At 71.7% G+C, this 13,324-nt stretch carries 12 protein-coding genes; 8 read left to right on the forward strand and 4 right to left on the reverse strand.

The genetic code is table 11. The features are described from left to right. Positions 1-42 precede the first annotated feature (42 nt). From acnB to ACFO3Q_RS14040, 3 genes are read right to left on the reverse strand one after another with little or no spacing between them, the layout of a single operon-like run. Positions 43-2,634: a bifunctional aconitate hydratase 2/2-methylisocitrate dehydratase gene (gene acnB / locus ACFO3Q_RS14030; protein WP_377005359.1), complete on the reverse strand. Its 2,592-nt coding sequence runs from the start codon at positions 2,632-2,634 to the stop codon at positions 43-45. A 43-nt stretch (positions 2,635-2,677) separates the two neighbouring features. Further along, positions 2,678-3,079 carry a type II toxin-antitoxin system VapC family toxin gene (locus tag ACFO3Q_RS14035; RefSeq protein ID WP_377005360.1) on the reverse strand — a complete coding sequence of 134 codons (402 nt, stop codon included), beginning with the start codon at positions 3,077-3,079 and terminating at the stop codon, positions 2,678-2,680. 6 nt (positions 3,080-3,085) lie between these two features. Then, positions 3,086-3,319 (reverse strand): AbrB/MazE/SpoVT family DNA-binding domain-containing protein, encoded by a 234-nt coding sequence (locus tag ACFO3Q_RS14040; RefSeq protein ID WP_377005361.1) that lies wholly within the window; start codon positions 3,317-3,319, stop codon positions 3,086-3,088. Between the two features lie 185 nt (positions 3,320-3,504). On the opposite strand from ACFO3Q_RS14040, the gene acnA reads away from it, so the two are divergent. From acnA to ACFO3Q_RS14065, 5 genes are all read left to right on the forward strand, one after another. Beyond that, the gene (acnA, locus tag ACFO3Q_RS14045) at positions 3,505-6,237 is read left to right on the forward strand and encodes an aconitate hydratase AcnA (RefSeq protein ID WP_377005363.1); all 2,733 of its coding nucleotides are present in this window, start codon (positions 3,505-3,507) and stop codon (positions 6,235-6,237) included. A gap of 283 nt (positions 6,238-6,520) precedes the next feature. Further along, on the forward strand, positions 6,521-7,375 hold the full coding sequence (locus tag ACFO3Q_RS14050) for a hypothetical protein (RefSeq protein WP_377005364.1): 855 nt from the start codon (positions 6,521-6,523) through the stop codon (positions 7,373-7,375). 10 nt (positions 7,376-7,385) lie between these two features. After that, a complete protein-coding gene (locus ACFO3Q_RS14055) occupies positions 7,386-8,597 on the forward strand; it encodes a DUF4785 domain-containing protein (RefSeq protein ID WP_377005365.1) in 1,212 nt (403 codons plus the stop codon). Positions 8,598-8,697: 100 nt separating this feature from the next. Beyond that, positions 8,698-9,660 carry a protein-methionine-sulfoxide reductase catalytic subunit MsrP gene (msrP, locus tag ACFO3Q_RS14060; RefSeq protein WP_377005367.1) on the forward strand — a complete coding sequence of 321 codons (963 nt, stop codon included), beginning with the start codon at positions 8,698-8,700 and terminating at the stop codon, positions 9,658-9,660. A 52-nt stretch (positions 9,661-9,712) separates the two neighbouring features. Next, positions 9,713-10,390 carry a protein-methionine-sulfoxide reductase heme-binding subunit MsrQ gene (locus ACFO3Q_RS14065; protein ID WP_377005368.1) on the forward strand — a complete coding sequence of 226 codons (678 nt, stop codon included), beginning with the start codon at positions 9,713-9,715 and terminating at the stop codon, positions 10,388-10,390. Here ACFO3Q_RS14065 and ACFO3Q_RS14070 read toward each other — a convergent pair. After that, complete coding sequence (locus tag ACFO3Q_RS14070) at positions 10,350-11,171, reverse strand: FHA domain-containing protein (protein ID WP_377005369.1); 822 nt, start codon at positions 11,169-11,171, stop codon at positions 10,350-10,352. The two genes, ACFO3Q_RS14065 and ACFO3Q_RS14070, sit on opposite strands and share 41 nt — an antisense overlap. Before the next feature lie 191 nt (positions 11,172-11,362). On the opposite strand from ACFO3Q_RS14070, the gene ACFO3Q_RS14075 reads away from it, so the two are divergent. From ACFO3Q_RS14075 to ACFO3Q_RS14085, 3 genes are all read left to right on the forward strand, one after another. Further along, positions 11,363-11,644 carry a polyhydroxyalkanoic acid system family protein gene (locus ACFO3Q_RS14075; protein ID WP_377005370.1) on the forward strand — a complete coding sequence of 94 codons (282 nt, stop codon included), beginning with the start codon at positions 11,363-11,365 and terminating at the stop codon, positions 11,642-11,644. A gap of 73 nt (positions 11,645-11,717) precedes the next feature. Next, positions 11,718-12,227: a phasin family protein gene (locus ACFO3Q_RS14080; RefSeq protein WP_377005371.1), complete on the forward strand. Its 510-nt coding sequence runs from the start codon at positions 11,718-11,720 to the stop codon at positions 12,225-12,227. Between the two features lie 86 nt (positions 12,228-12,313). After that, on the forward strand, positions 12,314-13,267 hold the full coding sequence (locus ACFO3Q_RS14085) for a restriction endonuclease (protein ID WP_377005372.1): 954 nt from the start codon (positions 12,314-12,316) through the stop codon (positions 13,265-13,267). The last annotated feature ends 57 nt before the right edge of the window (positions 13,268-13,324 follow it).

Raw genomic sequence — 13,324 nt, forward strand, 5'->3', positions numbered from 1 at the left:
AGCCCGGCCGAGGCCGGGCTTTTTCGTGCGGCGGTGCCGGGCTCAGGCCTCGGCGGCGGCCGTCTCGACCTGGTAGTCAGCGATCTGGTCGAAGTTCATGTAGCGGTAGATCTCGGTGCCGTGGGTGTTGATGACGCCGATGTCCGCCATGTACTCCTCGCGCGTCGGGATGCGGCCCAGGCGCGAGCAGATCGCCGCGAGCTCGGCCGACCCCAGGTAGACGTTGGAGTTGCGACCGAGGCGGTTCGGGAAGTTGCGGGTCGAGGTCGAGAACACCGTCGCGCCCTCCTTCACCTGCGCCTGGTTGCCCATGCACAGCGAGCAGCCCGGCATCTCCATGCGCGCGCCGGCGGTGCCGAAGGTGCCGTAGTGGCCTTCCTTGGTGAGCTCGGCGGCGTCCATCTTGGTCGGCGGCGCGACCCAGAGCTTGGTCGGGATGTCGCGCTTGCCCTCGAGCAGCTTGGACGCGGCGCGGAAGTGGCCGATGTTGGTCATGCACGAGCCGATGAAGACCTCGTCGATCTTCGCGCCGGCGACGTCGGAGAGCGTCTTCACGTCGTCCGGGTCGTTCGGGCAGGCCACGATGGGCTCGACGATCTCGGCCAGGTCGATCTCGATCACCGCCGCGTACTCGGCGTCGGCGTCGGGTTCGAGCAGCTTCGGGTCGGCCAGCCAGGCCTTCATGGCGTCAATGCGGCGCTGCAGGCTGCGCGCGTCCTGGTAGCCCTGCGCGATCATCCAGGTCAGCAGGCTGATGTTGCTGTTGAGGTACTCGATGATCGGCGCCTTGTCGAGGCGCACGGTGCAGCCGGCGGCGGAGCGCTCGGCCGAGGCGTCGGACAGCTCGAAGGCCTGTTCCACCTTGAGGTCGGGCAGGCCCTCGATCTCGAGGATGCGGCCGGAGAAGACGTTCTTCTTGCCCTGCTTGGCGACGGTGAGCAGGCCCTGCTTGATCGCGTACAGCGGGATCGCGTTGACCAGGTCGCGCAGGGTCACGCCCGGCTGCATCTGGCCCTTGAAGCGGACCAGCACGCTCTCCGGCATGTCGAGCGGCATCACGCCGGTCGCGGCCGCGAAGGCGACCAGGCCGGAGCCGGCCGGGAACGAGATGCCGATCGGGAAGCGGGTGTGCGAGTCGCCGCCGGTGCCCACGGTGTCGGGCAGCAGCATGCGGTTGAGCCAGGAGTGGATCACGCCGTCGCCGGGGCGCAGCGAGATGCCGCCGCGGGTGGAGATGAACTCCGGCAGGGTGTGGTGGGTCTTCACGTCCACCGGCTTCGGATAGGCTGCCGTGTGGCAGAACGACTGCATCACCAGGTCGGCGGAGAAGCCGAGGCAGGCCAGGTCCTTCAGCTCGTCGCGCGTCATCGGGCCGGTGGTGTCCTGCGAGCCCACGGAGGTCATGGTCGGCTCGCAGTAGGTGCCCGGGCGGATGCCCTGCCCTTCCGGCAGGCCGCAGGCGCGGCCGACCATCTTCTGGGCGAGCGAGAAGCCCTTGCCGCTGTCGGCCGGCTGCTGCGGCTGGCGGAACAGGGTCGACGGCGGCAGGCCGAGCGCCTCGCGCGCCTTGGCGGTCAGCCCGCGGCCGATGATGAGCGGGATGCGGCCGCCGGCGCGCACCTCGTCGAACAGCACCTCGGACTTCACGCGGAACTCGGCGATCACCTCGCCGTTCCTGAGCGCGCGGCCCTCGTAGGGACGCAGCTCGATGACGTCGCCCATCTCCATCTTCGACACGTCGAGCTCGATCGGCAGGGCGCCGGCGTCCTCCATCGTGTTGTAGAAGATCGGCGCGATCTTGCCGCCCAGGCAGACGCCGCCGAAGCGCTTGTTCGGGATGAACGGGATGTCCTCGCCGGTCCACCACAGGACGGAGTTGGTCGCGGACTTGCGGCTGGAGCCGGTGCCGACCACGTCGCCGACGTAGGCCACCGGGTGGCCCTTGGCCTTGAGCGACTCGATGAAGGCGATCGGTCCGCGCTTGCCGTCCTCCTCGGGCTCGAACGCCGCGCCCTCGCGCCGGTTCTTGAGCATCGCCAGGGCGTGCATGGGGATGTCCGGGCGCGTCGTGGCGTCGGGCGCCGGCGACAGGTCGTCGGTGTTGGTCTCGCCCGGCACCTTGAACACGGTGACGGTCAGGCTCTCGGGAACCTCGGGCCGGCTGGTGAACCACTCGGCCTCGGCCCAGCTCTTCAGCACGGCCTGGGCGTTCGCATTGCCGGCGTCGGCCTTGGCCTTGACGTCGTGGAAGGCGTCGAACATCAGCAGGGTGGTCTTGAGGCCCTGCGCGGCGATGGTGCCGACCTGCGGATCGTCGAGAAGGTCGATCAGCGGCTGGATGTTGTAGCCGCCCAGCATGGTGCCGAGCAGCTCGGTGGCGCGCGCGCGGTCGATCAGCGGGCACTGCTCGGTGCCGAAGGCCACCGCGGCGAGGTAGGACGCCTTGACCTTGGCCGCATCGTCCACGCCCGCCGGCACGCGGTTGGTGATGAGGTCGACCAGGAACGCCTCCTCGCCCGCCGGCGGCGCCTTGAGCAGCTCGACGAGATCGGCGGTCTGGACCGCCGTGAGCGGCAGCGGCGGGATGCCCAGCGCGGCGCGCTCGGCAACGTGGTGGCGATAGGCTTCCAGCATGGATGACTCCGAAGGATGGATGGAACGGGTTGCGGGTGGAACGTCAGGCTCGCGGGACGATCAGCTTCAGTCCCTTGAAGTAGTCCCGGAAGAACGCGTCGTCGCGGGTGATGAGGCCGTCGCACTGCAGGAGCGCGTGGGCGCCGATCAGGAAGTCCGGCGCGGCGCGGTAGCCCGCCGTGCCGCGCTGCCGGTAGCGGCGCTGCATCTCGCCGGCCCGGAGCGCCGACTTCGCCTCCAGCGCGCTGAAGCGGATGCTCATCTCCTCCAGCACCCCCAGCGCCTCGGCCCCGTCGCGCAGCGCCGCGCAGACCTCGGCGAGGGCCACGTCGCAGATGACCACCGTGCCCGCGCCCAGGCACTGGCGCAGGCAGGCTTCGGCGGCATCGGCCTGCGGGCCGTCCGCCAGCAGGTCGACGAGGACGGGCGAGTCGATGGCGATCACGGGCTGCTACTCGCGCGGCTCGCGCTCGCGCAGGCTGCGCATCGCCTCGTCGGTGGACGCGAAGCCGTCGAGCCTGAAGCGGCCGCGGGCGCGCGAGATCGCGTCGTCGACGTTCTTGCGCAGAACGATGCGCCCGCCCTCGAGCTCGACCTTGAGCGTGCTGCCCTTGGTCAGGCCGAGGGCGTCGCGCACCGCCTTGGGCAGTGTGATCTGACCACGTTCGGCGACGGTGACTTCCATGGAACGACCCTTTCGGTATGCGCGGATCTTACATACTTCATCATCCATACTCAAACGCGCATACTTCCTGCGCGGCACGCCGTGTCACGGACGCGCGGCATGATGTTTGAGCACGGGGTTCACACATCCACGCGTGCAGACTGCACGACAGCCGCGGCACCCCATCAGCCACAGGAGCCTCATCGATGAGCGATTCCTTCGCCACCCGCACCGCCCTCGACGTCGGCGGCAAGCGCTATACCTACTTCAGCCTGCCGAAGCTCGGCCAGCGCTTCGACATCAAGCGCCTGCCGTATTCCATGAAGATCCTGCTGGAGAACCTGCTGCGCTGCGAGGACGGCGGGCAGACGGTCGGCAAGGAGCACATCGAGGCGGTGGCCCGGTGGGACGCCCGCAAGGAGCCGGACACCGAGATCGCCTTCATGCCGGCCCGCGTGGTGCTGCAGGACTTCACCGGCGTCCCGTGCGTGGTCGACCTCGCCGCCATGCGCGATGCCGTCGGGGCGCTGGGCGGCGATCCGGACGACATCAACCCGCTGATCCCCTCCGAACTGGTCATCGACCACTCGGTGCAGGTCGACGTGTTCGGCAAGCCGGATGCGCTGGACCTCAACGGCAAGATCGAGTTCCAGCGCAACAAGGAGCGCTACAGCTTCCTGCGCTGGGGGCAGAAGGCCTTCCGCAACTTCAAGGTGGTGCCGCCCAACACGGGCATCGTCCACCAGGTGAACCTCGAGCACCTCGCCCGCGTGGTGATGGCGGTGGAGAAGGACGGCGAGACCCTCGCCTTCCCGGACACCGTGTTCGGGACCGATTCGCACACCACGATGATCAACGGCATCGGCGTGCTGGGCTGGGGCGTGGGCGGCATCGAGGCCGAGGCGGCCATGCTCGGCCAGCCGTCGTCGATGCTGATTCCGCAGGTGGTCGGCTTCAAGCTGACGGGCAAGCTGCCCGAGGGCGCCACCGCGACCGACCTGGTGCTCACCGTCACCCAGATGCTGCGCAAGCACGGCGTGGTCGGGAAGTTCGTCGAGTTCTTCGGCGACGGCCTGCAGCACCTGCCGCTGGCCGACCGCGCGACCATCGGCAACATGGCGCCCGAGTACGGCGCGACCTGCGGCATCTTCCCCATCGACGCCGAAGCGCTGAACTACCTGCGCCTCTCCGGCCGCAGCGAGGAGCAGATCGCCCTGGTCGAGGCCTACGCCAAGGCCCAGGAGCTGTGGCACGAGCCGGGCGCCGCCGAACCGGAGTACAGCTCGGTGCTGCACCTCGACATGGGCGACGTGAAGCCGTCGCTGGCCGGCCCCAAGCGCCCGCAGGACCGCGTGCTGCTCGAGGACGTGCAGCGGAACTTCCGGGAGAACCTGGCGCCCTTCGTCGAGAGCCGCGCGAAGCGGCAGTCCGGGGGCACCGCGAACGAGGCGCCGCCGTCCGGGATGACCGACGCCTCGCCCACGGGCGCCGCCGAGGGCCTGCGCGACGGCTCGGTGGTGATCGCGGCGATCACCTCCTGCACCAACACCTCGAACCCCGCGGTGATGCTGGGAGCGGGCCTGCTGGCCCGCAACGCGGTGAAGAAGGGCCTCAAGGTCAAGCCCTGGGTCAAGACCTCCCTCGGCCCGGGCTCGCTGGTGGTCACCGACTACCTCAGGAAGGCGGGCGTCATGGACGACCTGGAGCAGCTCGGCTTCTACGTGGTCGGCTACGGCTGCACGACCTGCATCGGCAATTCCGGCCCGCTGCCCGAGGACGTCTCGGCCGCGATCGCGAAGGACGACCTCGTGGTGACGTCGGTGCTGTCGGGCAACCGCAACTTCGAGGGCCGGGTGCACGCCGAGGTGAAGATGAACTACCTCGCCTCGCCGCCGCTGGTGGTCGCCTACGCCATCGCCGGCACGGCCGACATCGACCTGACGACCGAGCCGCTGGGCACCGGCAGCGACGGCCAGCCGGTCTACCTGCGCGACATCTGGCCGAGCAACAAGGAGATCGGCGACACCATCGCCGCGACCGTCGGCCCGGAGATGTTCGCCAAGAACTACGCCGACGTGTTCAAGGGCGACAACCGCTGGGCGCAGATCGACTCGCCCGAGGGCGCTGCCTTCGCCTGGGACGACAGCTCGACCTACATCAAGAACCCGCCGTACTTCGAGGGCATGTCGATGCAGGTCGGCAGCATCGACGACGTGCACGGCGCGCGCGTGCTGGGCCTGTTCGGCGACTCGATCACCACCGACCACATCTCGCCCGCGGGCAGCATCAAGAAGGACTCCCCCGCGGGCCGCTTCCTGCAGGAGCGGGGCGTGCAGCCGGCGGACTTCAACTCCTACGGTTCGCGCCGCGGCAACGACGACGTCATGGTCCGCGGCACCTTCGCCAACATCCGCATCAAGAACCTGATGTTCGGCGGCGAGGAAGGCGGCAACACGCTGTACTTCCCGAAGGACGGCGGCGACGGCCAGAAGATGTCGATCTACGACGCCGCCATGAAGTACAAGGCCGAGGGCACCCCGCTGGTGGTGCTGGCGGGCAAGGAGTACGGCACCGGCTCGTCGCGCGACTGGGCGGCCAAGGGCACGATGCTGCTCGGGGTCAAGGCGGTGATCGCGGAGAGCTTCGAGCGCATCCACCGCTCCAACCTCGTGGGCATGGGGGTGCTGCCGCTGCAGTTCATGGACGGCCAGAACGCGCAGGTGCTGGGGCTGGACGGTTCGGAGACCTTCGACATCGTGGGCCTGGAGGACGGCGCGGCGAAGGAGGCCGAGGTGATCGCCCGCAGCCCCGACGGCGAGGAGACCCGCTTCCACGTGCGCGTGCTGCTGTTCACGCCGAAGGAAGTCGAGTACTTCCGCCACGGCGGCATCCTGCACTACGTCCTCCGGCAGCTGGCCGCCAAGTCCAGGGCCGCCTGATTCCCGCCGAAGGCGTTCCCGCCGGCGGCCGCGGTCGCCGGCGGACCCTGCTCTCTCCCATGGCCTCTCCCGGCGCCGTCACGGCCGCGGATGCGGCGTGCTGCGCCGTGCATAGCTTCGTCATGATCCCTGCGTAGGGTGGGTGGTCCGGGGACCGCGGGACCATTCGCGCCGGCCAGGGCGGGTGGAGGTCCACGGCGACGCGCCGCCGGATGCGGCGCATCCGCCGCATGCCCGTCCACCCCTCGCACGGCGCATGCGGCACCACCGGGAGGGTCCACGCATGATCCGCATGGCCGCGGCAGCCCTGGCGCTGCTGCTTTCGTCCGCCGCCACGGAGGCCGCCACCGGCGTCGCCTTCGTCCACGGCACCAGCAGGCACACCGACGCCCGCAACGACTACTGGGGCGGGGATTTCATCGACTCCGTCCGGCAGGGGCTGCCGAATCCGGCGAACCACGTCGTCGTCAACTGCGATTTCACCCAGTACATGTGGGACGACCGCGCGGCAGGCTGCCTCGCGGCCCAGCTCGACGCCTTCATCGCCAGCCGCGGCATCACCGACCTGGTGGTGATCACGCACTCGAACGGCGGCAACGTCATGCGCTGGATCATGTCGAACCCCACGCGCGACGCCCGCTATCCGCGGATCATCGCCGCCACGCGCTGGGTCAATGCGCTGGCGCCCTCCTCCGCCGGAACGCCGCTCGCCGACGCCGTCATCGCGGGCAACGCCTTCGAGTCCGCGCTGGGCTGGCTGCTCGGCTACCAGAACGACGCGGTCCGCCAGCAACAGGTGAGCTGGATGGCGAGCTACAACCGCGACTGGCTCTACGGCACCAGCGGCCGGCCGGCGCTGCCCAGGGGCTTCTGGAGCGTCGTCGGCACCGACGTGCGCGCCGCGATCTGGAGCGACAACGCCTACTGCGGGGGCTACGCGCAGACGGTCGGGCTGGAGATCACCAAGGCGTGGCTGCCGTCCTGCGCCGACGGCTTCCTGAGCTGCGCCAGCCAGGAGGCGGCCGGGCAGGTGTGGTTCCGGGACGTCGCCGCGACCAGCGGCGGACGCGTCCTCAACCACAACCAGAGCCGCAGGGCCTGCTTCGGCCTCGACACCCTGCTCCGCAACGACCTGTAGAGGTGACGCCATGACCCGCCTGATTCCGCTCGCGGCCGGCCTGGCCGCCGCCCTGTCCTTCCCGTCGATGGCGCAGATGCGCGTCGCGCTGGCGCCGCCCGCCTCGGGCGACGTAGCGCCCCGGCATCTCGCCGGGCGCGCCGTGCCGACGCCGCCGTCGGTGGAGACCGAGCCCGTGCAGTTCGCATGGCCCATCGATGCCTCGACGCCCCTGGCGCGGCCCGCGCCCTACGAGGCCGAAAGCCGGGAGTTCTGGGCCACGGTCGACGGCGCCGCCCTCGCCCGCGGCTATCGCGTCCACACGACCGGTCCCGCCGCCGTCGTGCGCATCTCCGCGGAGCCGGGTGCCGCGACGCCTGCGTTCTCGACGCTCCAGGTCCTCCACGGAGGGCGCACCCTGAGCGCGCAGGCCGCCAGCACGGCGCGCGCCGATGCGGCGCAGCTCGAAGCCGCCGGCGCGCCCTTCCCCGACCGTACCCTCGCCCTGCAACTGCGCCCGGACCTCGGTGCCGGCGCCTTCGACCTGCGCATGGCCGAGGCCCGCGGCCGCTACCTGGTGCACGTGTTCGAGCCCGAGAGTCCCTACGCGCTGCACCTCGCGACCCCGGAGACCGCCCACCTGACCGGCGACCGCGTCAGACTGGAGGCGCGGCTGCGGACCCCGGCGTCCGGCGTCAGCCTGCAACGCATCGGCGCCCTCCTCACCGCCCCCGACGGCCGCACGGTGCCCGCCGAGTTCCGCCGCGAGGGCGACGCCTGGCGGGCGGAGGTGGCGCTGCCGCCCGATGCGTCCGCGGTGCCCGGGCTCTGGGAGCTGCATGCCTTCGCGGTCGGTCGTGCGGCTGCGCAGCCCCTGCTGCGGGACGCGAAACTCGCGCTCGCCGTCGCGGCGCCGACCGCACGCCTGGGACGCGCCGCGGCGGTCGAGCCTGCGCCGGACGGCCTGCGCTTCGCGGTGCCGGTGGAGGCGGCGGTCGAGGGACGGTACGAAGTGCGCGGCGTCCTGTACGGCACGAGCGCGACGGGCGAGCTCGTCCCCGCGGCCGTGGGCCACAGCGCCGCCCGTCTGGAGGCCGGGACGGGCGCGCTGGAGCTGCACTTCGAACCGGCCCTGCTGGCGGGGCTTTCGGCGCCCTACGAACTGCGGGACCTGGAACTGTCCGACCAGGGCCGCAACGGGCGCCTCGAACGCCGCGCGCTGGGGCTGCGTCTCTCCCGTTGAGCGACGGCCGGCGCGGCATGAACTTTTCGCCGCGCCGGCCTCTCTGAGGAGAGCGACGTCCCGCGCCGGGCGTCCGGCCGCACGCACCGGGAGAGCCGCCATGCCGAAACGCCGTCCCGCGGACATCGCGCCCTCCGAGATCACGCCGGAGCACGTCTACCGCGGCCGGCGGCGGCTGCTGGCGGCCGCGGCCGGGGCGCCCCTCGCGGGGCTGGCCGGATGCGCCGACGCGGACGACCCGCCGCCGGCATCCGCCGCCCGGACCGACAGCCCCGACGGCTTCACGACCACCGAGGCGCAGACCCGCTTCGAGAACGCCACCACCTACAACAACTTCTACGAGTTCGGCACCGGCAAGGCCGATCCGTCGCGGCGCGCCCACACCCTGCGCCCGGTGCCGTGGTCGGTGGAGGTCACGGGCGCCGCGGAGCGGACCGGCCGCTTTGCGCTCGAGGACCTGCTGAAGGGCCAGCCGCCGCAGGAGCGCATCTACCGGCTGCGCTGCGTCGAAGCCTGGTCGATGGTGATCCCCTGGCTCGGCATGCCGCTGGCGGACCTCCTGCGCCCGTTCGCGCCGACATCGAACGCGAAGTACGTGCGCTTCGTGACCCTGGCCGACCGCAGCCAGATGCCGGGCCTCGGCTGGCCCGTGCTCGACTGGCCCTACGTGGAGGGGCTGCGCATCGACGAAGCCATGCATCCCCTGGCCTTCGTGGCGGTGGGCATGTACGGGCGGACCCTGCCCAACCAGAACGGCGCGCCGTTGCGCCTCGTCGTGCCCTGGAAGTACGGCTTCAAGAGCATCAAGTCCATCGTCCGCATCGATTTCGTCGAGCGGATGCCGGAGACGAGCTGGATGAAGTCGGCGCCGCGGGAGTACGGTTTCTACGCCAACGTGAACCCCGAGGTGGACCACCCGCGCTGGAGCCAGCGCACCGAGCGGCGCATCGCCGGCGGCGGCAGCCGCGTCTTCGCTGGCCGCATCCCGACGCGTCCCTTCAACGGCTACGCCGAGCAGGTGGCGGGGCTGTACGCGGGCATGGACCTGGGACGGTGGTTCTAGCGTGCCTCGCCCCCCGCCGGAGCGGAACCGCCCCCCACGCACGGCGGCGCACATGACGCGCTCCCTGGCCGCCTCCCGACGTCCGGTCGCCTGGGGCTGGATCGTCGGCAAGGGGCTGGCGCATGCACTGGCCCTGCTCCCGGCGCTGGTCCTCGGCCTGTGGATCCTGCAGGCCCTGGGCGGCGCCGACACGCTGGGCGCGGATCCGGTGGCCACCATCACCCACTACACCGGCATCTGGGCGCTGCGCATGCTGCTGGTCGCGCTCGCGATCACGCCGCTGCGGCGGCTGACCGGCTGGAACGGCTGGGTGCGCTTCCGCCGGCTGCTGGGGCTGTACGCCTTCGTCTACGCCAGCCTCCACTTCGCCACCTACCTCTTCCTCGACCTCGGCGGGCTGTGGGGACAGATCCTGGAGGACCTGGTCAAGCGCACCTACATCACCGTCGGCGTCCTGGCCTGGCTCATCCTGGCCGCGCTGGCGGCCACCTCGACGACCGCGGCGATCCGCCGACTGGGGCGGCGCTGGGCGCAACTGCACCGACTGGTCTACGTCGCCGCCGTCCTGGCGGTGCTCCACTTCGTGTGGCTGGTCAAGGCCGACCTGCGCGAACCGGCCCTGTACGCCGCGCTGCTCGCCGTGCTGCTCGGCGCCCGCATCGTGCACCGCCTGCGGCAACGGAGCGCGGTCAGCCGCTCATCCGCGGCGCGTACACCAGCAGCGCGGTGATGGCCGCCGCGAGGCCGGCCGCGGCCAGCAGCAGCCACCACACCATGGTGCCGCCCTGCTCGCGTGGCGCGGCCACGTCCTCCTCCGGCTCGGCGGCCATGTCGTCGAACGCGGCGAGCGCGTCGGCGGCCGCCTCCGCGGCGGCGAGGTCGCGCCGCGGGGCTTCCAGTACGAACCGATGCTGTTCGATCACCACCTGGTCGCCCGGCCGCAGCTCGCAGGCGCGCACCGGCTCGCCGTTGACGTTGCAGCCGTCCGGACCGAGGCAGCGCAGCACCACGCGGTCGCCCTGCAGCGCGACTTCGACGTGGCGTTCGGCCACCGCCGGGTCCGGCAGACGGATGTCGGCGCCGGCACCGCGTCCGATCGTCCGCGGCACGTCGAGCGCGTAGGCGCGCCCGAAATGCGGACCGGCCACGCCGCGCAGGACCACGCGGAGCCCGGCGCCGGCGTCGGCCGCCGCCGGAGGCGAAAGCGTCTGCGGGTCGTCCACGGGCGTCACCGGTGCGCTCAGGACGATGCGGACCTCGCCCAGCGTCACCACGTCGCCGGGACGCAGCAACGCGAGACGGCGCACCGGCCGCGCGTTGACGTGGGCCGGCGCGGCATCCGTCTGCAGGCACAGCCAGGTGCCGCCGAGATCGGTCGCGACGAAGGCGTGGCGCGCGGCGATGCCGGGTGCCGGGAGCACGACCGCGTTGCCCTCGCCGCTGCCGATGGTCAGGCGTTCCTGGGACAGCGGGACGTCCGGGTGCTCGCCATGGGGAAAGGTCAGCCGCATTCGGAATCCGGGGAGACGCACCGGCATCGAAGCACGGCGGGAGGGCCATTCTAGAGCCTCCGGCGCGGCATCGGGCGGTGGAAGGGGCCGCAGGGCGGGCCGCCTTCCCGCCGGCACCACGCACGCCTGCCTATGCTTCCCCGCCTTCATGGTGGCACCCTCCCCCACCCTTACAGGCCCAAGGAGCCCGCATGTCCAAGATCGATATCCAGCGCAACCACAGCCTCGGCCGCGCCCAGGCGCGCAGTGCCGTCGAGCAGATCGCCGCACGGATGGCCGAGAAGTTCGGCGTGGACACGGCGTGGGACGGCGACGTGCTGGGGTTCTCGCGCTCGGGCGTCGACGGCCGGATCGTCGTGGGCGACAGCGACGTACGGGTCACGGCCCAGCTCGGGATGATGCTCGGCATGCTCAAGGGCACGATCGAGCAGGAGATCGAACGCGTGCTCGACGAGCGTCTCGGCCGCGCCTGAGTCCTCGTCTTCGCCCGATCCTCGCCCGCGTCGCTGCTACAGTCCGGTCGAAACCCAACCGAGGAGTCCCAGCATGAGCCAACGCGTGCCTCCCTCCCGTGGTCGTCGCCGCACCGCTTCCGCCGGCAGCGACGCGAGCCCCTCCTTCGTCGAGTCGGCGCAGCAGATCTGGCTGGCCGGCATGGGCGCGCTGGGACGCGCCCAGCAGGAGGGCACCCGCCTGTTCGAGACGCTCGCCCGCGAGGGCGCCGAACTCGAGCGCAAGGCCCGCACCGCCGCCGGCGCGGGCATCCACCAGGTGCGCGAGAACGTCGATGCACAGGTGGACCAGGCGCGCGAGACCGCCGCGGGCGTATGGGACCGGCTGGAAGCGGCCATCGAGCCGCGCGTCTCCGCCGCCATCCGTCGTATCGGCGTGCCTTCGCGGGCCGAGATCGACGCGCTGCGCGCCGAGATCGAGAGCCTGCGCGCCGAGCTGCACGCACGCGCGCGCTCTGCGCCCGCCGTGAAGAAGCCGCGGGTCGCTCCCGCCGCTCCCGCAGCCAAGAAGACCGTCCGCAGCCGGCGCAAGCCCGCGGTCTGAGACGAAAGCGCGGGTACTCCGGTGCCCGCCGCGCCACCATGCGCGGTTCCGCGGCGCCTGTGCCGCACCTGTGGGAGAGCGTCTTCATGCAGCCGATCTCGACGCCATTGCTCCTGGCCGCCGCCGTGGCCCTGGCGCTCGGCGGCCTCGCCTTCTGGCTCGTCGCCATCGTGGGCCGGCAGCGTCGCGAGATCCAGCTCGGCATCGCCGCGATGGCCGCACTGAAGTGGCGCGAGATCGCCGGCTACCTGCTCGAGGCACTGCGCCGCCGCGGGTATGCCGAAGACCCGGAGGCCGAGGTCGGCGAGCGGCGGGAGGGCTTCGACTTCATGTTGTACCGGCAAGGCCGGCGTCATCTCGTCGGCTGCAAGCACGGCACCGCCTACCGGCTCGGCGCATCGGCCGTGGACGACTTCGCGCGGACGCTGGAGATGCACGGCGCCGCCGGCGGCACCCTGGCGACCCTCGGCACGACCGACGCCGGCGCCCGCACCCGCGCGGCCGCGCACGGCATCGAACTTCTCGACGGCGCGGCCCTGTGGAGCGAGATCCGGGACTTCCTCCCGGAGGCGACGCGGGACGCGGTGGCCCGGCAGGCTCGGCGCGAGAGCCGTCGACGTCTCGGTATCGCCACCGCAGGGGCGCTGACCCTGGGCGTGCTGGTGTTCGTTCTGGCCCGCGCGGGCCTCATGCCGGAGCCCGTGGCACCGGCGGCCCGTGTCGCCGGCGCGGCGCCCGCCCCTGCCTCCACCGCCGCCCTGGTCGCGCCCAGCACCGCGACGGCGGAGCCGGACGAGAGCGAACTGCAGGCGAGCCGTGCCGCCGCCGCGCGCGCCATCGCCGCGATGCCCGGCGTGTCCGGCGCGGTCTGGGCCACCCCCTCCACCCTCGTCCTGGACCTGGCGTCGGCCGACGAGGCGGCGGTGCTCGCCGCGGTCTGCGGCGTACTCGATGACCATCCCGGGCTCGACCTCACCCGCATCCAGTTGCAGCCCACGCCCGGCAGCAGCGACCCGGTGCGCTGGAGGCGCTGCCACTAGGCTGAATCGACATTCATCCGGTATGTTCATGGGATGTCGAAGAACAAGCCAGCGCGA

Origin of the sequence: Coralloluteibacterium thermophilum (genome assembly GCF_042654365.1) — a bacterium.
Lineage (GTDB): Bacteria > Pseudomonadota > Gammaproteobacteria > Xanthomonadales > Xanthomonadaceae > Coralloluteibacterium > Coralloluteibacterium thermophilum.